The sequence below is a fragment of the Streptomyces sp. NPDC026500 genome, from assembly GCF_055567635.1.
Window position 1 is genome coordinate 110837 of the sequence record NZ_JBVHQB010000006.1, and the last position, 22112, is coordinate 132948.

The 22112-nt window shown below is 71.2% G+C and carries 17 protein-coding genes and 1 pseudogene; 9 read left to right on the forward strand and 9 right to left on the reverse strand.

The window, feature by feature from the left end; all coding sequences use genetic code 11:
- Positions 1-12: 12 nt before the first annotated feature.
- Together hemQ and hemG are read right to left on the reverse strand one after the other, a co-directional pair.
- Positions 13-744 carry a hydrogen peroxide-dependent heme synthase gene (gene hemQ / locus ACZ4N5_RS13440; protein ID WP_467757233.1) on the reverse strand — a complete coding sequence of 244 codons (732 nt, stop codon included), beginning with the start codon at positions 742-744 and terminating at the stop codon, positions 13-15.
- 4 nt (positions 745-748) lie between these two features.
- Entirely contained in the window at positions 749-2239 is a 1491-nt protein-coding gene (hemG, locus tag ACZ4N5_RS13445; RefSeq protein ID WP_467757234.1) for a protoporphyrinogen oxidase, read from the reverse strand.
- A 195-nt stretch (positions 2240-2434) separates the two neighbouring features.
- Between hemG and ACZ4N5_RS13450 the strand changes: the two genes are divergently transcribed.
- Both ACZ4N5_RS13450 and ACZ4N5_RS13455 read left to right on the forward strand, forming a co-directional pair.
- The gene (locus ACZ4N5_RS13450) at positions 2435-3574 is read left to right on the forward strand and encodes a DUF4349 domain-containing protein (RefSeq protein WP_467757235.1); all 1140 of its coding nucleotides are present in this window, start codon (positions 2435-2437) and stop codon (positions 3572-3574) included.
- A 27-nt stretch (positions 3575-3601) separates the two neighbouring features.
- A pseudogene (locus tag ACZ4N5_RS13455) lies at positions 3602-4185 on the forward strand (hypothetical protein).
- 237 nt (positions 4186-4422) lie between these two features.
- Here ACZ4N5_RS13455 and ACZ4N5_RS13460 read toward each other — a convergent pair.
- The gene (locus ACZ4N5_RS13460; RefSeq protein ID WP_467757236.1) at positions 4423-4755 is read right to left on the reverse strand and encodes a hypothetical protein; all 333 of its coding nucleotides are present in this window, start codon (positions 4753-4755) and stop codon (positions 4423-4425) included.
- A 212-nt stretch (positions 4756-4967) separates the two neighbouring features.
- Here ACZ4N5_RS13460 and ACZ4N5_RS13465 point away from each other — a divergent pair, with 212 nt between their 5' ends.
- Positions 4968-5786: a rhomboid family intramembrane serine protease gene (locus ACZ4N5_RS13465; protein WP_467757237.1), complete on the forward strand. Its 819-nt coding sequence runs from the start codon at positions 4968-4970 to the stop codon at positions 5784-5786.
- A 22-nt stretch (positions 5787-5808) separates the two neighbouring features.
- Here ACZ4N5_RS13465 and hemE read toward each other — a convergent pair whose 3' ends face one another.
- A complete protein-coding gene (gene hemE / locus ACZ4N5_RS13470; RefSeq protein WP_467757238.1) occupies positions 5809-6876 on the reverse strand; it encodes a uroporphyrinogen decarboxylase in 1068 nt (355 codons plus the stop codon).
- A 184-nt stretch (positions 6877-7060) separates the two neighbouring features.
- Between hemE and ACZ4N5_RS13475 the strand changes: the two genes are divergently transcribed.
- The 5 genes from ACZ4N5_RS13475 (at position 7061) to ACZ4N5_RS13495 (ending at position 13928) form a co-directional block, all read left to right on the forward strand.
- Complete coding sequence (locus tag ACZ4N5_RS13475; protein ID WP_467757239.1) at positions 7061-7738, forward strand: DUF3000 domain-containing protein; 678 nt, start codon at positions 7061-7063, stop codon at positions 7736-7738.
- Between the two features lie 281 nt (positions 7739-8019).
- Complete coding sequence (locus ACZ4N5_RS13480; protein WP_019073943.1) at positions 8020-8682, forward strand: response regulator transcription factor; 663 nt, start codon at positions 8020-8022, stop codon at positions 8680-8682.
- 171 nt (positions 8683-8853) lie between these two features.
- On the forward strand, positions 8854-10131 hold the full coding sequence (locus tag ACZ4N5_RS13485) for an HRDC domain-containing protein (RefSeq protein WP_467757240.1): 1278 nt from the start codon (positions 8854-8856) through the stop codon (positions 10129-10131).
- Positions 10132-10578: 447 nt separating this feature from the next.
- A complete protein-coding gene (locus ACZ4N5_RS13490; RefSeq protein WP_351130466.1) occupies positions 10579-11805 on the forward strand; it encodes a thiolase family protein in 1227 nt (408 codons plus the stop codon).
- A complete protein-coding gene (locus tag ACZ4N5_RS13495) occupies positions 11802-13928 on the forward strand; it encodes a 3-hydroxyacyl-CoA dehydrogenase NAD-binding domain-containing protein (protein WP_467757241.1) in 2127 nt (708 codons plus the stop codon). The genes ACZ4N5_RS13490 and ACZ4N5_RS13495 overlap by 4 nt, the downstream gene beginning before the upstream one ends.
- A 306-nt stretch (positions 13929-14234) precedes the next feature.
- Here ACZ4N5_RS13495 and ACZ4N5_RS13500 read toward each other — a convergent pair whose 3' ends face one another.
- Complete coding sequence (locus ACZ4N5_RS13500) at positions 14235-15251, reverse strand: DUF8189 domain-containing protein (protein WP_467757242.1); 1017 nt, start codon at positions 15249-15251, stop codon at positions 14235-14237.
- Between the two features lie 114 nt (positions 15252-15365).
- On the opposite strand from ACZ4N5_RS13500, the gene ACZ4N5_RS13505 reads away from it, so the two are divergent.
- Positions 15366-15740: an NYN domain-containing protein gene (locus ACZ4N5_RS13505; RefSeq protein WP_467757243.1), complete on the forward strand. Its 375-nt coding sequence runs from the start codon at positions 15366-15368 to the stop codon at positions 15738-15740.
- 361 nt (positions 15741-16101) lie between these two features.
- Here ACZ4N5_RS13505 and ACZ4N5_RS13510 read toward each other — a convergent pair whose 3' ends face one another.
- The 4 genes from ACZ4N5_RS13510 to ACZ4N5_RS13525 form a co-directional block, all read right to left on the reverse strand.
- Positions 16102-17625 (reverse strand): amino acid permease, encoded by a 1524-nt coding sequence (locus ACZ4N5_RS13510; RefSeq protein WP_467757244.1) that lies wholly within the window; start codon positions 17623-17625, stop codon positions 16102-16104.
- 147 nt (positions 17626-17772) lie between these two features.
- Entirely contained in the window at positions 17773-19704 is a 1932-nt protein-coding gene (gene dxs, locus ACZ4N5_RS13515; RefSeq protein ID WP_467757245.1) for a 1-deoxy-D-xylulose-5-phosphate synthase, read from the reverse strand.
- Between the two features lie 227 nt (positions 19705-19931).
- Entirely contained in the window at positions 19932-21254 is a 1323-nt protein-coding gene (locus ACZ4N5_RS13520) for a sugar ABC transporter permease (protein WP_467757246.1), read from the reverse strand.
- Complete coding sequence (locus tag ACZ4N5_RS13525; protein ID WP_328552899.1) at positions 21251-22042, reverse strand: ATP-binding cassette domain-containing protein; 792 nt, start codon at positions 22040-22042, stop codon at positions 21251-21253. Before ACZ4N5_RS13525 ends, ACZ4N5_RS13520 begins: the two co-directional genes overlap by 4 nt.
- Positions 22043-22112 lie beyond the last annotated feature (70 nt).

Genomic DNA, 22112 nt, shown 5'->3' on the forward strand with positions numbered 1-22112 from the left:
TTGCCGGGACGGTCAGGCGAGGCCCGCGACCAGTTCGGCGACGTCCTTGCGGCGGCCGGTGTAGAACGGCACCTCTTCGCGGACGTGCATCCGGGCCTCGGAGGCGCGCAGGTGGCGCATGAGGTCGACGATGCGGTAGAGCTCGTCGGCCTCGAAGGCGAGGATCCACTCGTAGTCGCCGAGCGAGAACGAGGCGACCGTGTTCGCGCGCACGTCGGGGTAGCCGCGGGCCATCTTGCCGTGGTCGGCGAGCATCCGGCGGCGGTCCTCGTCGGCCAGCAGGTACCAGTCGTAGGAGCGCACGAAGGGGTAGACGCTGACGTAGTCGCGGGGCGTCTCGTCGGCGAGGAACGCCGGGACGTGCGAGCGGTTGAACTCGGCGGGCCGGTGCAGCGCCATGTTCGACCAGACCGGCTCCAGGGCGCGGCCCAGCCGGGTGCGCCGGAAGAGGTTGTACGCCTCCTGGAGCTGGTCGCTGGTCTCGGCGTGCCACCAGATCATGAGGTCGGCGTCGGCCCGCAGCCCCGACACGTCGTAGGTGCCGCGGACGGTGACATCCTTCGCGGCGAGCTGGTCGAACAGCTCCTGGACCTCGTCGGCGTAGCCGGTGCGGTCCTCGGGCAGCACGTCCTTCAGCCGGAAGACGGACCACAGGGTGTAGCGGATGACCTCGTTGAGGTCCTTGGCCAGCTTGCCCTTGTTCGGGACCCTGCCGGACTCGGTGGTGGGGGCGTCGTCACTCATGGGGCTATTCTCCCGCGCCGCGGTGCAGGCTCTGCACCGGGTTGGCCCGCAGCGCCTCCAGGGCGCGGGCGTCGCCCTCGATCCGGTCGACGGCGGCGTACGCGGACGCGATGCAGGCCGGGATGCCGACCCCGTCGTACGCCGCGCCGCAGACCGCGAGGCCCGGCAGCTTGGCGACGTGCTCGCGGACACGGGCCACGCGCGCGTGGTGGCCGACGGGGTACTGGGGCAGTCCGTCGTCCCAGCGCGTCACCCGGGTCTCCACCGGCTCGGCGTCGAGCCCGGTCGCTTCCCGCAGGTCGTGCCGGGACACCTGGACGAGGTCGGCGTCGGACCGGCCGAGCACCTCCGTCTCGCCGTACCGCCCGACGGAGGTGCGCAGCACCAGCAGACCGGGATCCTGGTCGGCGATCCAGCCCCATTTGCGGGAGGCGAAGGTGGACGCCTTGATGGTGTGTCCGTCGACCGGCGGCACCAGAAACCCGCTTCCTTCGGGGAGGGTGATGCCGTCGCCGCGGTAGGCGAGGGTCACCAGGGCCATCGACGCGTACTCCACGGCGGCCAGCTCGGCCGCCGCGGCGGGGGCCTCGGCCCGCAGCAGCGGGGCGGCGGCCGGGGCGGGCAGCGCGAGGACGACCGCGTCGGCGTGCAGGACCCGGCCTCCCGCGACGACGCGCCAGGCCGCGCCCGCGGACTCGCCGCTGCCGGGCCCGGCCGCCGCGGTCCTGCGCAGCTCGGTCACCGGTGTTCCGGTGAGGATCTCGCCCCCGCGTGCCGTCACCGACTCGGCGACGGCGAGCGGCAGCCGGCCCACTCCGCCGTCGATTCCCATGAACACCGGGCCGGTCTGCCCGGCGGCGGCCGCCTTGGCCTGGATCTCGCGGACGGCCTCGGTGAGGGAGGTGTGCGTGCGGGCGGCGGCGTAGAGCTGGGGGACGGCGAGACGCAGCGAGATGCGGTAGGCGTCGCCCGCGTACACGCCGCCGAGGAGGGGTTCGACGAGTCGGTCGACGACCTCGCGGCCGAGGCGCGCCGCCACGTACTCGCCCACGGCGATGTCCTCGCCCACCTCCGTGCGGGGCAGGTCGGCGTCGCGCTCGATGCGGCGCAGGCCCTCTTCGGAGAGGACGCCGGCGACGGCGGACGCGTCTCCGGGGACGCCCATGACGTGCCCCTTGGGCATGGGGCGCAGGACTCCGCGGGACCACAGGGAGGCCGACGCCGTGGCGGGCGGCTGGAGGCGGTCGCCGAGTCCGGCCTCACGGGCGAGGTCCACGGCCTCCGGGCGGCGCGCCAGCATCGACTCGGCACCGAGGTCCACGCGTGCGCCCGCGATCTCGCCGGACAGCAGTTTGCCGCCGAGGCGGTCCGACGCCTCCAGGACGGTGACGCGCGCGCCCCGCCCCAGCAGGCGGTGGGCGGCGGCCAGCCCCGCGATCCCTCCGCCGACGACCACGACGTGTTCCGAACGGGTACGAGTGTCCTCTTCGCGCATGACTCCACCTTCTCAAACCGCACCGCCACCTCCGGCGGGGAGCCCGGTGTCCCGCGCGAGTCCGGACCGTGACCGCATCGGGACCGGATCCCGCCAACGTCCCGCGTCCCTCCGGCGTCGAAGAACCGTCAGTCGTCACCACCCTGGGGGTAGGCCCGCATGCACACACGCAGCTCCGGACATCCGCTACGACCCGTGTCACCTGTCCCGTCCGCCTCTTCCGCCTCGCCGGTACTGCCCGTCCGCCGCGTACTCCCCGCCCGGGTCCTGTCGGGGGTGCTGCTCGTCGCCGCGCTCGCGTTGACGGGATGCGGCGCCAATGACACGGGCAGCGCCGGCGACAGCAAGGCGGCGGCCCCGGACGCACGAAGCGCGAACGACGCCGGCGGCGAGAAGGTGGCGCCGGGTGCCGCGGGGAGCGACGGCTCGAACGGCTCCAAGGCCGCCCCGGCCAAGGTGACCGCGAACAGCATCATCCGCACCGCCTCGCTGACCGTCGTGGTCAAGGAGGTGCCCAAGGCTCTGGACGACGCCCGCACCACGGCCGAGAACGCCGGCGGTTACGTCGGCGCCGAGACCACCACCCGCGACGGGCGCGGTCACGAGCGCACCCGCGTCGTCCTGCGGGTGCCCAGCGAGCGGTACGACCAGGTACTCGCCGATCTGGAGGGCGCCGGCAAGGTCGTCGAGCGGACGGCCAAGGCACAGGACGTCACCGATCAGGTCGTGGACGTGGAGAGCCGCGTCAAGACGCAGCGCGCGAGCGTGGCCCGGGTCCGCGAACTGATGGACAAAGCGACCAAGCTCAGTGATGTGGTCGCCCTGGAAGGGGAGTTGAGCAGCCGGGAGTCCGACCTGGAGGCGCTGCTCGCCCAGCAGGCGTCGCTGAAGGACCGTACGAGCCTGGCCACGATCACGCTCTCGCTGTCCGAGACCCCGGTGAAGAAGGCCGAGAAGAAGGACGCGGACCCGGGCTTCCTGGACGCGCTCTCCGGCGGCTGGAACGTGCTGGTCACCATCGTGCGATGGCTGGCCCTGGCGATCGGGGCGGTGCTCCCCTTCGCGGCCGTCCTCGCCCTGATCGCCCTGGTGTGGTTCCGCGGCGTGAGCCCCCGGCTGCGCCGCGGCCCGGCCCCGGCGGCGGCTTCGGGTCCGGCCCCGACGGTGGCTCCCGGTTCGTCCGCCGGTCCCGCCGCGAGTCCGTCGCCGGCCCCGGTCCCGGCCTCCCGCCCGGCCCCGGAACCGGCTTCCGACCCGGCTTCGGGGACACCGGCCGCGCCGAAGACCGCCCCGCCCGCCCGCGGCGCGTCCTCGGAAGGTGGCGAGGAGGACTGAAGTGCCGTGTCCCCGTAGCGTGTTGGTATGAGCATGAGCGGTACGAGCGGTAGGGGCGGGGCACGGGAGCGACTGGTCGTGATCGGCGGTGACGCGGCGGGCATGTCCGCCGCGTCACAGGCACGCCGGCTGCGCGGTCCGGACGAGCTGGAGATCGTGGCGTTCGAGCGGGGCCATTTCACGTCGTACTCGGCGTGCGGCATCCCGTACTGGGTGGGCGGCGACGTCCCCGAACGCGACCGGCTGATCGCGCGAACCCCCGAGGAACACCGTGAGCGCGCGATCGACCTGCGGATGCGTACCGAGGTCACCGAGATCGACGTCGCGGGCGCCCGACGAGCCGGGCGGGCTACTACCCGGACGCCGCCCTCATGACGGTGAAGATGCTCGCGGAGCGCCGCACGGGGCGGCTGCTCGGCGTCCAGATCGTCGGCCGGGAGGGCGCGGCGAAGCGGGTGGACATCGCGGCGGTGGCACTGACCGCGGGCATGACGGTGGAACAGATGACGATGCTGGATCTCGGCTACGCGCCGCCCTTCTCGCCGGTCTGGGACCCCGTCCTGGTGGCGGCCCGCAAAGCGGTGGCGAAGGTGCGGCACGGCGACCGGTGACGGCTGCGAGGAGACGCGGCGCGGCGCCCGCTGACAGGCGAGAGGGCCCGTGACGGGCGCGGGAAGGTACGACACTGCGCCCGTCACGGGCGCGGAAACACCGGGCAGGGCGCCCGTCACAAGCGCGGAACGACACAGCACGACGCCCCGTCACGGGCGTGGGAAGGCGCGTCGGCTGCCCGGCCGGGCGGGTACCGCACCTGGCCGACGGTGCGTGCGGCGGCCCGCGCGCGCCGGTTACGCCGACTCGTGCCCGGCCGAGCCGTTGATGCGGTCTATCGCCTGCCGGGCCTGCTCGGCGGGCGGCCGGGGCGGCAGCGAGGAGACCGAGGCGGCCGCCGTGACCGCGGGCGGGGTCTGGGCCGGCTTCGCGTGCGCGGCCGAACGGGAGGACCGCAGGCGATGGCTGACGGCCTCGTCCAGGGTCACGGGCCGCTGCATCCGGGCCGCGAGGCGTCCGGCCTCCTGGCCGAGCGCCGCGACGTCCTCCCAGGGGAGGTGCAGCACCAGGGCGATTTCCGCCTCGCCGTCGGGCAGGGCATGCATCGGAGGAGTAACTCGGTCGCTCATGGCCTGTGTCCTCACGTCTTCACGTCGTCGCGTCGTCGTACCCGCGTCGCGGCTTCGGCGCGGCGCGGGCGGTTGAGGAGACATACGGCTGCGGGGGCACAGGTGTTCAGTGTGTCCGGTGGGCAACCTCATCGGCCGCCGGGCCGGTCGCATGCCTCGCCGGGCCCTGTGGAACGCGGATTCACCCCGCGCATCGGGGGCAGTACTTCCTCGTGGTCATTCCCGTCCATGACGTGAACCCGGTGCGGCGCACGCCCTATGTGACGTACGCACTGATCGCCGCCAACGTCCTCGTGTTCCTCTACACGCCCGGTCTCGCCGGATCGGTGGCCGGGGACAGCGCGCTGTCGCAGCTGTGTCATCTGCACGCGTTCATGGAGCATTACGCGGCCGTGCCGCAGGAACTGATCCATCATCGGATGCCCCGGCTGGTGCCGACCGGCGAAGTCGGTGGCGGGCCGCACGGGTCGGGCTGTCTGGTGGGTCCGCCGGGCTACGACAAGTCGCCGCCGCTGTCGGTGCTGACGGCGATGTTCCTGCACGGGAGCTGGCTGCATCTGCTGGGCAACATGCTCTTCCTGCTGATCTTCGGCAACAACATCGAGGACCGGCTGGGACATGTGCGCTTCACGCTGTTCTACGTGGCCTGTGGTTTCGCGGCGGCGTACGGCTTCGCCCTGCTGAACGACGACTCGGGCGACCCGCTGATCGGCGCGTCGGGGGCGATCGCCGGGGTCCTCGGCGCCTATCTGGTGCTGTATCCGAGAGCCAGGGTCTGGGTGCTCGTCCCGTTCCTGGTGTTCCTGCCGCTCCGGCTGCCCGCGTGGCTCGTGCTGGGCTTCTGGTTCGTGCTCCAGGCGGCTTACTCGTCCGGCGCCGCCGTGCCCGCCGCGGGCACCGTGGCCTACGCGGCGCACGTCGTCGGCTTCCTGGTCGGCATGCTCCTCGCCTGGCCGCTGCGCCCCGGCACCCCGCCACCACCCGAACCGCGCCGTCTGCTGTTCGGCAGACAGGCGCGGCACAGTTGGTGAGCCGGCGGGTACGGGAGCCGGGCTAGCGCGCTGTCTGCGTGTGGACGTACTCCACCAGGCGGGTCAGCGCGTCCGGGTTCATGCTCGGCGGGACGCCGTGGCCGAGGTTGAAGACGTGGCCCTCCAGACCGGCGGCGGCGTCGAGCACCTCGCGGGTCTTCGCCTCGACGGCCTCGGTGGTCGAGAACAGGACCGCGGGGTCGAGGTTGCCCTGGAGCGCCTTGCCGGGGCCGACACGGCGAGCGGCCTCGTCGAGCGGGACGCGCCAGTCGACGCCGACCACGTCCGCGCCGGCCTCGCCCATGAGGCCGAGGAGTTCACCGGTGCCGACGCCGAAGTGGACGCGCGGCACGCCGTACGAGGCGACGGCGTCGAAGACCTTGGTGGACGCGGGCATCACCGAGCGGCGGTAGTCCGCGGGGGCCAGGGCGCCGACCCAGGAGTCGAAGAGCTGGACGGCGCTCGCGCCGGCCTCGATCTGCACCTTCAGGAAGGCGGAGGTGATCTCGGCGAGACGGTCGAGCAGGTCGGCCCACAGCTGCGGGTCGCCGTACATGAGCGCCTTGGTGTGCTCGTGGTTCTTGGACGGACCGCCCTCCACGAGGTAGCTCGCGAGGGTGAAAGGCGCGCCCGCGAAACCGATGAGGGGGGTCTCGCCGAGTTCGGCCGTCAGGAGCCCGATCGCCTCGGTGACGTACCAGACGTCCTCGGGGGTCAGATCGCGCAGCTGGGCCAGGTCCGCGCGGGTGCGGATCGGGTTCTGGACGACCGGGCCGACGCCCGGCTTGATGTCCAGGTCGACGCCGATGGCCTTCAGCGGGACGACGATGTCGCTGTAGTAGATCGCCGCGTCCACGTTGTGCCGGCGCACCGGCTGGAGGGTGATCTCGGCGACCAGCTCGGGCCGCGTGCAGGACTCCAGCATGGGAATGCCCTCGCGCACCTTGAGGTACTCGGGCAGTGAGCGACCGGCCTGCCGCATGAACCACACGGGCGTGTGCGGCACGGGCTCGCGCCTGCACGCCTTGAGAAAGGCTGACTCGTACGTGGCTGTCGGCTGCTGCCCGGCGGGGCTGTGGTTGGCGCTCACGACGGAAAGTCTCCCACGGCTCACGGGTATCCCCGTCCCCGGCCCCGGTGGCCCGCCGCCCCGGCCCGGGCCCCGCGGACGGCCCGCCCACCGGGCGGTGTTCGCGCGGCACGATCCGGACAGGGGTCCCACGCACGGGTGTCTCTCCCTGCGCGCGGGCTCCGTTCCCCTTAATCTTCCCGGCATGGCTGCGGCTCAGGGACGACTGTCGGACGGCGCTGGCGGAATGGACGACGCGAAGGAGAAGAAGGAGGAGGACAGGAATGCGGCGGAGACGGCCCCGTTGCCCTTCCGGGCGGCCGTCGAGGCGCTGCGGGCCGCGCGGCTGCGGCCGGACATCGAGATCGACCCGACGCGACCACCGCAGCGCCTGGCTCCGTACTCGTACGCGCTCGAGGCCGCGGTCGTCGCCGACGACGAGGATCTGGCCGACGGCCGCCTCGTCCTGCTGCACGACCCGGCCGGACACGACGCGTGGCAGGGCTCCTTCCGTCTGGTGACCCTGGTCCGCGCGGAGCTGGAGCCGGAGATGGCCGCCGACCCGCTGCTCCCCGAGGTCTGCTGGTCATGGCTGACCGGCGCGCTCCAGGCCCGCGGTCTCTCGTACGGCGAGGCGAGCGGCACCGTCACGCGCGCGAGCTCGCACTACTTCGGCGGGCTCGCGGAGCGCCCGGCCGCCTCGCAGATCGAGATCCGCGCGTCGTGGACACCCCGGGAGGGACTCGGCGGCGTCCCGGACACGGCCGCGCACCTCGCGGGTTGGTGCGACCTGCTGTGCCAGATCGCCGGACTGCCGCCGGTGACTCCGGGTGACGCTTCGGTGGTCACCTTGCCGCAGCGCCGGGGACCACAGTCCCGCTGACCCCTACTGGGGCGCGCGCCGACGCGCGCGCCCTTTCCGTTTCCTTACCGGCCGAATGTCGATACGACCACTTTCGGCCGCGTATCGACGCGGAACGACTCGGTTCGATCTTCGGATGATCGATCGCGTGTCCGAATTGCACGGATTGTTACTCATCACATCGTGATCATTCTCTAAAGGTCGATGGGTTTGATGCCGAAGACGTCTGTGACCTTGAAAGCACGGTTCGTCCTGGCTCGCCCCCCCCAGAGCCGGTCCCGTCCCGCACCCCAGGAGGCCTGGTGTCCGTTCTCCTCGAGCAGCCCGCAAGCCTGGTCGCCTACCGCCCGAACAAGCCGACCGCCATGGTGGTCGTGGCCGACCCCCGGGTCCGCTCCACCGTCACCCGCCATCTGTGGGCGCTCGGAGTGCGCGACGTCATCGAGGCGTCGTCCGTCGCGGAGGCCCGTCCCCGAATCGGCAACCCGCGTGACATCTGCGTCGCCGACGTCCACCTGCCGGACGGTTCCGGCCTCACCCTCCTTTCCGAAACCCGAGCCGCGGGCTGGCCCAACGGCCTCGCCCTCTCCGCCGCCGACGACATCGGTGCCGTGCGCAACGCCCTCGCGGGCGGCGTCAAGGGCTACGTCGTCACCGGCACCCGTACGAACGTCGGGCTCCCCACCCGGCCCGGCGCCGCGCCCATCGGCTCGGCCGCCGCCCGCATGCACCGCCGCCCCCCGGGTGCCCCGAGCCACCCGGGCGGCTACCGCGAACTGTCCGGACGAGAGGTCGAGGTCCTTCGGCTGGTCGCGGAAGGCCAGTCGAACAAGGCCATCGGCGTCTCCATGGGCCTGTCCGCACTGACCGTCAAGAGCCACCTCGCCCGCATCGCCCGCAAGCTCGGCACGGGCGACCGCGCCGGGATGGTCGCGGTGGCCCTGCGGACCGGAATCATCCACTGACCCTCCCCCGACACCACCGCGCCCTACCCCCCCACCCTTCTCCGCCCTTTGGCCGCTTCCCCCGCGTGTGAACCGGGTCTTGCACGTACCTGACTGGTTTACGACCATCAGACGCCCGTCGACGGAACGTTCCGTCGGCGGGCGTTGTCCATACACAGATACTCTTGACAGGTGACCGACGCCCAAGAGACCGCAGCAGACAGCTCACTGCGAACCACCGGAGGCGGCCCTCCGGACGACGTCGAATCGGCGCCGACCCCTTTGCTCGAGCCCCGAGAAGGCATTCCGCCCGTGATCGCCGACGATGCCTCGCTCGCCGAGGTGATCGCCGCCTTCGCCGCCGGATCCGGCCCGGTGGCCGTAGACGCCGAACGCGCGTCCGGGTACCGGTACGGCCAGCGCGCCTATCTGGTGCAGCTGCGCCGCGAGGGCGCCGGCAGCGCGCTCATCGACCCCGTCGCCTGTCCCGACCTGTCCGGTCTCGGCGAGGCGATCTCCGGGGCCGAATGGGTGCTGCACGCCGCCACCCAGGACCTGCCCTGTCTCCGCGAGATAGGCATGATCCCCACCAGCATCTTCGACACCGAGCTGGCCGGACGTCTGGCCGGGTTCCCCCGGGTGGGCCTCGGCGCGATGGTCGAGGGCGTTCTCGGCTTCGTCCTGGAGAAGGGGCACTCGGCCGTCGACTGGTCGACGCGCCCGCTGCCCGAGCCCTGGCTCCGCTACGCCGCGCTCGACGTGGAGCTCCTCGTCGACCTGCGTGACGCCCTGGAGAAGGAGCTCGACCGGCAGGGCAAGCTGGAATGGGCCCGGCAGGAGTTCGACGCGATCGCGCAGGCCGAGCCCGCGCCGCCGCGCAAGGACCCCTGGCGCCGTACGTCCGGGATGCACAAGGTGCGCCGCCGCAGGCAGATGGCCGTCGTCCGGGAGCTGTGGGAGACCCGGGACCGGGTCGCGCAGCGCCGGGACATCTCGCCGGGCAAGGTGCTCGGGGACGCGGCGATCGTCGAGGCGGCGCTGGCCGTGCCCGCCAACATGCACGCCCTGGCCGCCCTGAACGGCTTCGGGCACCGCATGGGCCGGCGCCAGCTGGAGCAGTGGCAGGCCGCGGTCGACCGGGCGAAGGCGCTGCCGGACACCGAGCTGCCGCAGCCCGGACAGCCGGTGACCGGGCCTCCCCCGCCGCGGGCCTGGGCCGACAAGGACCCGGCCGCCGCAGCCCGGCTCTCCGCCGCGCGGGCCGCCGTATCGGCGCTGGCCGAGCAACTGAACATGCCGCAGGAGAACCTGATCACCCCGGACACCGTGCGGCGCGTGTGCTGGGAGCCGCCGACGACACCGGACACGGAGTCCGTGGGCGTGGCGCTCACCGCCTGCGGGGCGCGGCCGTGGCAGGTCGAACTGGTCACGCCGGTCCTGGTGACCGCACTGTCCCTGAAGACCGCCTAGGACCGCCGTTCGACCGCCCCCGTCGGCGGGTTCCGAGTGCTCCGTGCGCTCGGTTTACGCCGAACGGGTCCTTGAAGCGGAACCGACCCGTCGAACGGACGACGAGATCACGCCAAGATCCTGGGCCGCCCGAGCGCGCTGCCCGGCTTCCGTACGCCGCCGGGCCCGGCGGCGTACGCGGACCGGACGTCGCGACCTCGGCGACCTCGGCGACCTCGGCGACCTCGCAACGTCCGCGACGTGGCGGACCCCGAACCGCGCGCCGGTGCCGACCCGCCCTTGTACCCGGCGGGCCGGGCCGGGGCACCGAGGCCTTTCGGATGTGACCTTCGCCGCTCCGGGCCTCGGGACTGGGCAGGTTGGTTACTCGTAAGTAGCATGGGTGCTGAGCGCGCGCTCAGGCGTGTCCGCGCAGCAGTGCCATCCCGCATCTGGAGGAGAGCCATCGTGCCTCGTACCGTCAGGGACGTCGTCTTCGTCGACGGCGTCCGTACCCCGTTCGGCAAGGCGGGCCCGAAGGGCATCTACCACGAGACCCGCGCCGACGACCTCGTCGTGAAGGCCATCCGGGAGCTGCTGCGCCGCAACCCCGGTCTTGACCCTAAGAAGATCGACGAGGTCGCCATCGCGGCGACCACGCAGATCGGTGACCAGGGTCTGACCCTGGGCCGCACGGCCGGCATCCTCGCCGGGCTCCCGCAGTCGGTCCCCGGCTACTCCATCGACCGCATGTGCGCCGGCGCCCTGACGGCCGTCACCGCCACCGCGGGCTCCATCGCGTTCGGCGCGTACGACGCCGTCATCGCCGGTGGTGTCGAGCACATGGGGCGCCACCCCATGGGCGAGGGCGTGGACCCGAACCCGCGGTTCGTCAGCGAGAAGCTGGTCGACGAGTCGGCCCTGTTCATGGGCATGACCGCCGAGAACCTGCACGACCGCTACCCCACCATCACCAAGCTGCGCGCCGACGAGTACGCCGTGCGCTCGCAGGAGAAGGCCGCCAAGGCGTACGCCAACGGCAAGATCCAGCAGGACCTGGTGCCGATCTCGGTGCGCAACACCAACGCGGAGGTCGGTGAGACGGGCTGGGGCCTGGTCACCGCCGACGAGCCGATGCGTCCGGGCACCACGCTGGAGAACCTGTCCGGCCTGAAGACCCCGTTCCGCGTCCACGGCCGCGTCACGGCCGGTAACGCGGCCGGTCTGAACGACGGTGCGACCGCCTCGATCCTCGCCTCCGAGGACTTCGCCCGCGAGAACGGCCTGCCGGTCAAGATGCGCCTGGTCTCGTACGCCTTCGCGGGCGTCGAGCCGGAGGTCATGGGTTACGGCCCGATCCCGGCCACCGAGAAGGCCCTCGCCAAGGCCGGTCTGTCGATCGAGGACATCAACCTCTTCGAGATCAACGAGGCCTTCGCCGTCCAGGTGCTCGCCTTCCTGGAGCACTACGGCATCGCCGACGACGACGCGCGCGTCAACCAGTACGGCGGCGCGATCGCCTACGGCCACCCCCTCGCCTCCTCCGGCGTCCGTCTCATGACGCAGCTGGCCCGCCAGTTCGAGGAGCAGCCGGAGGTCCGTTACGGCCTCACCACCATGTGCGTCGGCTTCGGCATGGGCGCCACGGTCATCTGGGAGAACCCGCACCACAAGGACGCCGGAGGCGACAAGTGACCACCGCTGAACTCCTGAAGGGCGCAGCCGAGCTGTTCCCCGACGAGGTAGTGACGTCCGCGAACGTACGCCACCTCGACCTGCCGTTCGGTGCGGGCCGTTTCGCCCTCATCACGCTCGACAACGGCTTCGACCACACCAAGCCGACCACCTTCGGCCCGGCGTCGCTGGCGAACCTCAACACCGCCATCGACCAGGTCGAGAAGGAGGCCGCGGCCGGCGAGATCGTCGGTATCGGCGTCACCGGCAAGCCGTTCATCTTCGCGGTCGGCGCCGACCTCAAGGGCGTCGAGCTGCTCAAGAAGCACGAGGACGCGCTCGCCATCGGCAAGGGCGGCCACGAGGTCTTCAAGCGCCTGTCGGGCCTCGCGGTCCCGACCTTCGCGTACTACAACGGCGCGGCGATGGGCGGTGGCGTCGAGGTCGGTCTGCACTGCTCGTACCGGACCGTCTCCGCGGCCCTGCCGGCCTTCTCGCTGCCCGAGGTCTTCCTCGGTCTGGTCCCCGGCTGGGGCGGCTGCACGATCCTGCCGAACCTGATCGGTGCGGACAAGGCCGTCTCGGTGATCATCGAGAACTCGCTCAACCAGAACAAGCAGCTCAAGGGCGCGCAGGTCTACGACCTCGGCATCGCCGACGCGCTCTTCGAGGGCGCGGACTTCCTGGAGCAGTCGCTGCTGTGGACGGCCTCCGTCCTCAAGGGCGAGATCGCCGTCGAGCGCCCGGAGATCGACCGCGGCGACGCCTGGGACCAGGCCGTCGCGCGCGGCCGGTTCATCGCCGACAGCAAGGTGCACGGGGCCGCCCCGGCCGCCTACCGCGCGCTGGACATCATCGCCGCGGCCAAGGACGGTGACCTGCAGAAGGGTTACGACGCCGAGGACGTGGCGCTCGCCGACCTGATCATGGGTGGCGAACTGCGCTCCGGCATCTACGCCTTCAACCTGGTCCAGAAGCGCGGCAAGCGTCCGGCGGGTGCGCCGGACAAGTCCCTCGCGCGTCCGGTCACCAAGGTGGGCGTCGTGGGCGCGGGCCTGATGGCCTCGCAGCTCGCCCTGCTCTTCCTGCGCCGCCTCGAGGTGCCGGTCGTACTGACCGACATCGACCAGGAGCGCGTCGACAAGGGTGTGGGCTACGTCCACGCCGAGATCGACAAGCTGCTGCTCAAGGGCCGCGTCAACAAGGACAAGGCCAACCGCCTGAAGGCCCTGGTCTCCGGTGTGCTGGACAAGGCCGAGGGCTTCTCCGACGCCGACTTCGTCATCGAGGCCGTCTTCGAGGAGATCGGCGTCAAGCAGCAGGTGTTCGCGGAGGTCGAGGCGGTCGCCCCGGCGCACGCGATCTTCGCCACCAACACCTCCTCGCTGTCGGTCACCGAGATGGCGTCGAAGCTGAAGAACCCCGAGCGGGTCGTGGGCTTCCACTTCTTCAACCCGGTCGCGATCCTCCCGCTCCTGGAGATCGTGCGCGGCGAGCAGACGGACGACGCCTCGCTGGCCACGGCGTTCGCCGTCGCCAAGAAGCTGAAGAAGACCGCGGTTCTCACCAAGGACGCCCCGGCGTTCGTCGTGAACCGCATCCTGACCCGCTTCATGGGCGAGATCCAGAACGTCATCGACGAGGGCACCTCCGTCGAGGTCGCCGAGAAGGCCATCGAGCCGCTCGGCCTGCCGATGTCCCCGCTGGTCCTCCTCGAACTGGTCGGCCCCGCGATCGGCCTGCACGTCTCGGAGACCCTCAACCGGGCCTTCCCGGACCGCTTCACGGTCTCCCCGAACCTCGCGGCCGTCGTCAAGGCGGGCAAGCGCGGCTTCTACGTCTACGACTCCGGCAAGCCGGAGCTGGACCCCGAGGTCGCGGCTCTCCTCAAGCAGGGCGACGTCGTCCTGACCGAGGAGCAGGTGCGTGACCGGGTCCTCGACGCGGTGGCCCAGGAGATCGGCCTCATGCTCGACGAGGGCGTCGTCGCCGAGGCCCAGGACATCGACCTCTGCCTGATCACCGGCGCGGGCTGGCCCTTCCACCTGGGCGGCATCACGCCGTACCTGGACCGCGAGGGCGTCTCCGAGCGAGTGACCGGCAAGCGGTTCCTGGCGCAGGGACTGGCTTCGGTTCCGGCGTAACGGCGGTACGGCACACGTGAAGAGGGCCCCCGCTTTTGGCGGGGGCCCTCTTTCTCGTTCAAGTCCGTGACGTCGGGCGTCGGCCCTGTGGAAGGCGCTGCGCACCGACTCCGAGATCCCCGAGTCGGCGAAGAAGTCGCCTGCCACCGGCGGGACTTAATGACTCAGGCCGCGAGACAGGCTCCCCACCGGAGCCCGACTGCGCACATCCGCCCACCAATTGGCCCGCCCCACCGCCGTACTCGCTTTCGGCACGACGGTATTGGCGTGCGGCGTGCGCGCTCCAGTGTGCCCCGGCCGTCGGTGTCAGACCGTCCGCCATGCCTCCAGGGCGATCCCCGGCTCGTCCTTGCGGCGGGTGACGCGGAGTTCGCCGGTGCCGGGGGAGAGAGTCGCGGCGACCACCCGGCCCTCCCCGTCCTCCGCCAGCGACAGCAGGGCGTCGGCGGGGAGTTCCGGTCCTGACTCCGTCCACCAGGCACCCGCCGACTCGTCCTCGGTCGGGTAGGCGGCGAAGGCCACCCGCCCGCTCGCCGAACGCTGGGCCAGCAACGTGCAGTCGTGGCCGTCGAGTTCGCAGCGGATGACACAGACGGGACCCGGGCCGGCCGAAGCCAGCAGGGCCACCGGCTTGGTGCCGGGACGCCAGGCGCACACATCGCCCGAACCGTCGGTGAAGAAGAGCGTGGTGAAGTCCGCGGAGGTCGCGAGCGCGCGCAGGCTGCCCGGTCGGACCGGCGCCTCCAGCGCCTCGTCCAGGGCGGGTTCCGCGCCCGCCTCCTCCTGACGCCAGTGCAGAACACCGCCCGGGACGGCCGCGTACAGCTCGACACGGCCCGAGGCCCCGGTCACCGCCGCCAGGTCCCCCTGTACGTCATGCCCCTTCAGGTCGCGCCAGTGCCCCCAGCCGCCCTTCTCCTTCTGGGCGATCATGCTCACTCCGCCGCCCTTGTTGCGGACGAACACATGGGCGCGCCCCTGTGCGTCGACCGCGACGGCGGGGTTGCCCGTCCGGTCCCCGTTGCGGTCGGGGTGACCGATCGGGTTCCAGTCGAGGGCGGCGAGGTCCGGCCGGAAGTGGGTCGAATGGACGAGTCCCGACTGGTCGCGGACCGTCGGACGCCAGGAGACCAGGTGGGTGTAGCGATCCGGGCCCTGGCCCAAGGCCAGTACGGAGTGCAGGCGTTGGTCGCCGCCCACGGTGCGCGGAGGGTCCCAGGGGCCACCGGATCCGCGCTCCGCCCGGCAGCGGACGGTGGCCTCCGACAGCAGGTACGCACCGAGCCTGCCGTCGCGGCCGCGTATGAGCCAGTCGACGTTCACCACTTCACCTTAATCGGGGGCGGCCGCTCGGTAATCAGGGGCGTACCGTTCGCCGAGGCCGTGTCCGTCGTGACGCGGGCGCCGGGCGGAGGGGCGTTCTGGCAGGGTGAGGGCATGACGACTCTGCTCATCGTGGACGGCGCCAATGTGGTGGGTTCCGTGCCGGACGGCTGGTGGCGGGACCGTCGCGGCGCCGCCGAGCGACTCAGGGACCGGCTGGCGGACTTCGCCGAGCCGGGACTGCCCGGTCACCCGGGCCCGCTGGAGATCGTCCTGGTGGTGGAGGGCGCGGCGCGCGGGGTGGACTCCGTCCCCCGGGTCCGTGTCGACGAGGCTCCGGGCAGCGGCGACGACCGCATGGTGGAGCTGGTGGCCGAGGCCCGGGGCCGCGCCTGTCTGGTCGTCACGGCCGACCGAGAGCTGCGACGCCGGGTCGGCGAACTGGGCGCGCAGGTCGCGGGGCCGCGCACGGTACGCCTCGGCCCCTGACCGCCGGTCAGGGCGTACGGCACCGCCGCCCCGCACGACTGCCCCGAGCCGACCTCGCCTTCCTCCTCGCGTTCACCGCGTCCGTCGACGCCGCCCACCAGCGCGGTATCGCATCCGCCGCCCGCGCTTGCGCGGCCCCGATGGCCGGCGCGCGTCGCGACGCCCGGATCGGTTCCAAGTCGCCCCCCCCGTGACGCCGGCCCGCGCACCGCATCACCACCGCCGTCCGGCGGGCGTACGAGCGCACGGCGGGCCCCGCGGTCACCGCCGGGGCGGGAAGCGGGCGGGCGTACGAGCACGCCACAAGGCCCCGTCGTCCCGGTCGGAGCGGGACGTACGGGGCCCGGGCAGGGCGAGTCGGCTACCCGGCGGTGCCGCCGGGGGGGTTGTTGATCTCGCCGAGTGTCGTCTCCTCGTGCCGGCCGAGGCGGCTGTGCGAGCGCCCGTAGAGGAAGTAGACGACGATGCCGACCACCATCCAGATCGCGAACCGCAGCCAGGTCTCCGCGGGCAGGTTCAGCATCAGCCACAGCGTCGCGAGTACCGACAGGATCGGCACCCACGGCACCAGCGGGGTGCGGAAGGCGCGGGGCAGATCGGGGCGGGTGCGGCGGAGGATGACGACGCCGACGGCGACCACGATGAAGGCGAAGAGCGTGCCGATGTTGACCAGTTCGGCCAGCTCGCTGAGGCTGGTGAAGCCCGCGAGGATCGCGATGATCACACCGAGCAGGATCGTCGGCCGGTGCGGGGTGCGGAACCTCGGGTGGACGCGGGAGAAGAACCGCGGCAGCAGTCCGTCTCGGCTCATCGCGAAGAAGACACGGGTCTGGCCGAGCAGCAGGATCATGCAGACCGTGGTCAGTCCGACGGCGGCGCCGAAGCTGATGACGCCCGCGTACCAGGGGTGCCCGGTGGCCTTGAACGCGTCGGCGAGCGGGGCGTCCACGGACAGCTTGGTGTACTTCTCCATGCCCGTGACCACGATCGACACGAGGACGTAGAGCACGGTGCAGATGACGAGCGAGCCGAGAATGCCGCGCGGCATGTCCCGCTGCGGGTTCTTCGTCTCCTCGGCGGCGGTCGCGACCACGTCGAAGCCGATGAAGGCGAAGAACACCACGGAGGCCGCGGTGAAGATGCCCATCACGCCGAAGTTGGTCGGCGCCCAGCCGAACATCAACTGGATCAGCGGCGTCTTGATGCCGCTGCCCGCCTCCACGGCCTGCGCCGGGGGGATGAAGGGCTTGTAGTTCTTGCCCTCGATGAAGAAGGCGCCCGCGATGATCACGATCAGGACGACGGTGACCTTGATCGCGACGACCAGCGTGGTGATCCGGGCGGAGAGCTTCACGCCGACGACGAGGATGGCGGTGAGCACCAGCACCAGCGCGGCGGCGAGGATGTCGAAACCGAACCCGTGCGCCCCGTCGCGCCCGCTGAGCGACTCGGGCATGTGCCAGCCCGCGTTGTCCATCAGTGAGCGCACATAGCCCGACCAGCCGACGGCCACCACCGCCGTGCCGAGCGCGAATTCCAGGACCAGGTCCCAGCCGATGATCCAGGCCGGCAGTTCGCCGAGGGAGGCGTAGGAGAAGGTGTACGCGGATCCCGCGACCGGGACGGTGGAGGCGAACTCCGCGTAGCACAGGGCCGCCAGCGCGCAGGCGACACCCGCGGCGACGAAGGCCAGCGAGACCCCCGGCCCCGCGTTCTCCTTGGCCACCTTGCCGGTGAGGACGAAGATGCCGGTGCCGATGATGACACCGACACCGAACACGGTGAGGTCCAGAGCGGACAGCGTCTTCTTGAGCGCGTGCTCCGGCTCCTCAGTGTCCAAGATCGATTGTTCGACCTTCTTCGTCCTGAAGAGGGTGTTGCTCACGGACGTACCTCCCACGCTTGTCGTCCTCGACATGATCGAGAGGGCAGGTAGCACGTATCCCCCGACGCGGCCCGGTTCACGCAGATGGGCCGGTTTCACCACCCGTACAGGGTGCAGAAACCGGCCCATCGGCCCTGCGTGGCCGCGTCAGTCGCGCGCGGGCTCCACCGCGTCCATGGCCTGCGCGGCGGTGCGCTCGTACCGGCCGTCGAGCTTGGCTACGAGACCGGTGACCTGCCGGGCGATGTCGGGCGCGGTCAGGCCGATCTCCGCCATGACCTCGGCACGCGAGGCGTGGTCGAGGAAGCGCGGCGGGATGCCGAAGTCGCGCAGCGGGACGTCGACGCCCGCGTCGCGCAGGGCCTGCGCGACCGCCGAGCCGACACCGCCGACCCGGGAGTTGTCCTCGACCGTGACGACCACGCGGTGCTGCTCGGCGAGCGGGGCCATGGCCTCGTCCACCGGCTTGACCCAGCGCGGGTCGACGACGGTGGTGGAGATGCCCTGCCGGTCGAGGAGAGCAGCGATCTCCAGGCACATCGGGGCGAGCGCGCCGACGGAGACCAGCAGCACGTCGGGCGCGTCGGTGCCGGGCTCCCGCAGGACGTCCATGCCACCGATCCGGCCCACGGCGGGGACGGCCGGGCCGACCGCGCCCTTGGAGAAGCGCACCACGGTGGGCGCGTCCTTCACCTCGACGGCCTCGCGCAGCTGGGCGCGGACCTGGTCGGCGTCGCGCGGCGCGGCGAGCCTGAGGCCCGGGACGACCTGGAGGATGGACATGTCCCACATGCCGTTGTGCGAGGCGCCGTCGGTGCCGGTGACGCCCGCGCGGTCCAGGACGAACGTGACGCCGCACTTGTGCAGGGCCACGTCCATCAGGACCTGGTCGAAGGCGCGGTTGAGGAAGGTCGCGTAGACGGCGAACACGGGGTGCAGTCCGCCGGTGGCGAGGCCCGCCGCGGAGACGGCCGCGTGCTGCTCGGCGATACCGACGTCGTACACCCGCTTGGGGAATGCCTTGGCGAACCGGTCGAGGCCGACCGGCTGGAGCATCGCGGCGGTGATCGCGACGATGTCCTCGCGCTCCTTGCCGAGCGCGACCATCTCCTCGCCGAAGACGGAGGTCCAGTCGGCGCCGGAGGAGGCGATCGGCAGGCCCGTGTCGGGGTGGATCTTGCCGACGGCGTGGAAGCGGTCCGCCTCGTCCTGGAGGGCGGGCTGGTAGCCGCGGCCCTTCTCGGTGAGGCAGTGCACGATGACCGGGCCGCCGAAGCGCTTGGCGCGCGCGAGGGCCGACTCCAGGGCCTCGATGTCGTGGCCGTCGATCGGGCCGACGTACTTCAGGCCGAGGTCCTCGAACATGCCCTGCGGGGCGATGAAGTCCTTCAGGCCCTTCTTCGCGCCGTGCAGGGTCTCGTAGAGAGGCTTGCCGACGACCGGGGTGCGCTCCAGGAGGTCCTTGCCGCGGGCCAGGAAGCGCTCGTAGCCGTCGGTGGTGCGCAGGGTCGCCAGATGGTTCGCGAGGCCGCCGATGGTCGGCGCGTACGAACGCTCGTTGTCGTTGACGACGATGATCAGCGGGCGGTCCTTGGCGTCGGCGATGTTGTTCAGCGCCTCCCAGGCCATGCCGCCGGTGAGGGCGCCGTCACCGATGACGGCGACCACGTGGTCGTTCCTGCCGAGAACCTCGTTGGCCTTGGACAGACCGTCGGCCCAGCCGAGGACCGTGGAGGCGTGCGAGTTCTCGATGATGTCGTGCTCGGACTCGGCCTGCGAGGGGTAGCCGGACAGGCCGCCCTTCATCTTCAGCCGGGAGAAGTCCTGGCGGCCGGTGAGCAGCTTGTGGACGTAGGACTGGTGGCCCGTGTCCCACAGCACCCTGTCCTTCGGTGACTCGAAGACGCGGTGCAGAGCGATGGTCAGCTCCACGACACCGAGATTGGGGCCGAGGTGGCCGCCGGTCTTGGAGACCGCGTCGACGAGGAAGGTCCTGATCTCGCCGGCCAGCTGGTCCAGCTGCTCCAGGCTGAGCCGGTCCAGATCGCGCGGTCCCCTGATGCGGGTCAGCAGCGGCACCCGTGCCTCCTTGCAGTAGAGCTGTTGCCGGGCTTGGTCGAGTCTAATGTTCCGCCTTTGCGGGCGCGGGCCGGGCCTGGCGATGTACGCCACACGATCGGCCCAACCGGACGGGAACACGTGTTCCCGTCCGGACGTGACTGTGCCCGGCGCCGTCACCGGCGCCGGGCACAGGGTCTTTCACAGGGAAGCCACCGCGGGGTGTGTGCGGCGTTCCCCGCGGAGTGTTACGCGCGGCCTGCGGCCTTCTGGCTCTTGCGCGAGATGGAGTCGATGACGACCGCGCCCAGGAGCACCGCACCCGTGATCATGTACTGGATGGAGGTGTTCATGTTGAGCAGGTCGAGACCGGTCTGGATCGACTGGATGACCAGCATGCCCAGGAGGGCCGACCAAACGTTTCCGCGGCCACCGAAGAGGCTCGTACCACCGATGACGGCCGCCGCGATGGCGAGCATCAGCGTGTTGCCGCCACCGGCGTTCAGCGTGGCGCTCGCGGTCTGGCCGGCGAAGAACATACCGCCGACCGCCGCGAACCCGCCGGAGATGGCGAAGACGGTGATGCGGACCATGGGCACGCTGATACCGGCCCGGCGGGCCGCCTCGATGCCGCCGCCGACCGCGAAGATCTTGCGGCCGTACGTGGTGCGACGCAGCACGAAGTCGACGACCACGAGGGAGGCGAGGAAGATCACCAGGGCGTTGGAGACACCGGAGGCCTTGTTCAGCACGGCGGCGGCGGCGAAGGACGCCACGGCGAGCGCTCCGACGCGCAGCGCGATCTCGCTGGTGGGCCGGAAGGGCACACCGGCGGCCCTGCGGCGGCGCTGGTCGATGAGCGAGCCCACGAGCATCGAGGCGACACCGAGGCCGGCCAGCAGGTAGGCGCCGATGACGGCCTGGCCCATGAAGAAGGAGCTCTGGCCGAGCAGGTACACCGGGCCACTGTCGGCCGGGATGTTGATGGTGCCGCTCGTACCGAGCAGCCACAGCATCAGGCCGTTCCATCCCAGGAAGCCGGCCAGCGTCACGACGAAGGCGGGCACGCCGATCCTGGCGAAGAACCAGCCTTGCATCGCGCCGATGACGGCACCGGTCAGGACGGTCAGGAACAGGGCCAGCCAGGCGTTCACCCCGTGGTTGACCACGAACACCGCGAAGACCGTGGAGGCAAGGCCGCTGACCGAGCCGACGGAGAGGTCGATCTCACCGAGCAGCAGGACGAACACCAGGCCGATGGCGAGCATGCCGGTGGCCGACATGAAGTAGCTGATGTTCGACAGGTTGTCGGCGCTCAGGAACCGGCTGTTCTGCGTCTGGAAGATCGTCCAGATGATGATCAGGCCGATGAAGACCGGCAGCGAGCCGAGCTCGCCGCCCTTGATCTTGCGCTTGAACTCGGTGACGTAGCCCTTGAGACCCTCTTCGCGGACCAGCAGACGCGGGTCCACGACCGACACGGGAGCGGCAGTGGGGTCGTCGGAGGGAGCCACCGTGTTCTGGTGCTCCACCTCGGCCTCCGCCTTGGAAACCTTGGACGTGTCGCTCACTTTGCGGCCTCCGTGTTGCGACGCCCGGCACGACGGGTCACGGCATTGTCCGTGGCTCCGGTGATCGCGGCGATGATCTCTTCGTGGCTGGTGTCCTTCACGGAGAAGGAGCCGTTGTTCTTGCCCAGGCGCAGGACGGCGACGGTGTCCGCGACGGCCTTCACGTCGGCCATGTTGTGGCTGATGAGAATGACGCCGAGGTTGCGCTCGCGCAGCCGCTCGACCAGGTCGAGGACCTGCGCGGTCTGCTCGACACCGAGAGCGGCGGTCGGCTCGTCGAGGATGACGACCTTGGGGTCACCGATGAGGGCGCGGGCGATGGCCACGACCTGGCGCTGACCGCCGGAAAGGCTCGCGATCGGGATACGCACGCTCGGGATGCGGATGGAGAGTGTGCTGAGGAGCTCACGCGCCTTCTGCTCCATCGTGACCTCGTCGATGACGCCGCGGTGCAGCAGCTCACGACCGAGGTAGAGGTTGCCGACCACATCGAGGTTGTCGCACAGGGCGAGGTCCTGGTAGACGGTCGCGACGCCGAGTCCCTGGGCGTCATGCGGCTTGTTGATGCTGACGGGCTGACCGTCCCACTCGATGACGCCTTCATCGATGGGGTGGACACCCGCGATGGTCTTGACCAGGGTGGACTTTCCTGCGCCATTGTCGCCCACCAGGGCGACCACTTCTCCGGGGTGGACCTCCAGCTCGACATCGGTGAGTGCCTGCACAGCACCGAATCGCTTGGAGACTCCGCGCAACGCCAGCACGGGCGTAGCGGACACGTGAACCATCTCCTTCGCCGCCTGACCGGCGGGGATGCCGCGCTCGAACTAACCGGCGCGGAGGGATGTGCGAAATGCA

Excerpts from the sequence above, each read along its gene's own strand:
- hemQ (WP_467757233.1), bottom strand. The coding sequence starts at position 744 with ATGAGTGACGACGCCCCCACCACCGAGTCCGGCAGGGTCCCGAACAAG.
- hemG (WP_467757234.1), bottom strand. The coding sequence starts at position 2,239 with ATGCGCGAAGAGGACACTCGTACCCGTTCGGAACACGTCGTGGTCGTC.
- ACZ4N5_RS13460 (WP_467757236.1), bottom strand. The coding sequence starts at position 4,755 with ATGAGCGACCGAGTTACTCCTCCGATGCATGCCCTGCCCGACGGCGAG.
- ACZ4N5_RS13475 (WP_467757239.1), top strand. The coding sequence starts at position 7,061 with ATGGCTGCGGCTCAGGGACGACTGTCGGACGGCGCTGGCGGAATGGAC.
- ACZ4N5_RS13505 (WP_467757243.1), top strand. The coding sequence starts at position 15,366 with ATGACGACTCTGCTCATCGTGGACGGCGCCAATGTGGTGGGTTCCGTG.
- ACZ4N5_RS13525 (WP_328552899.1), bottom strand. The coding sequence starts at position 22,042 with ATGGTTCACGTGTCCGCTACGCCCGTGCTGGCGTTGCGCGGAGTCTCC.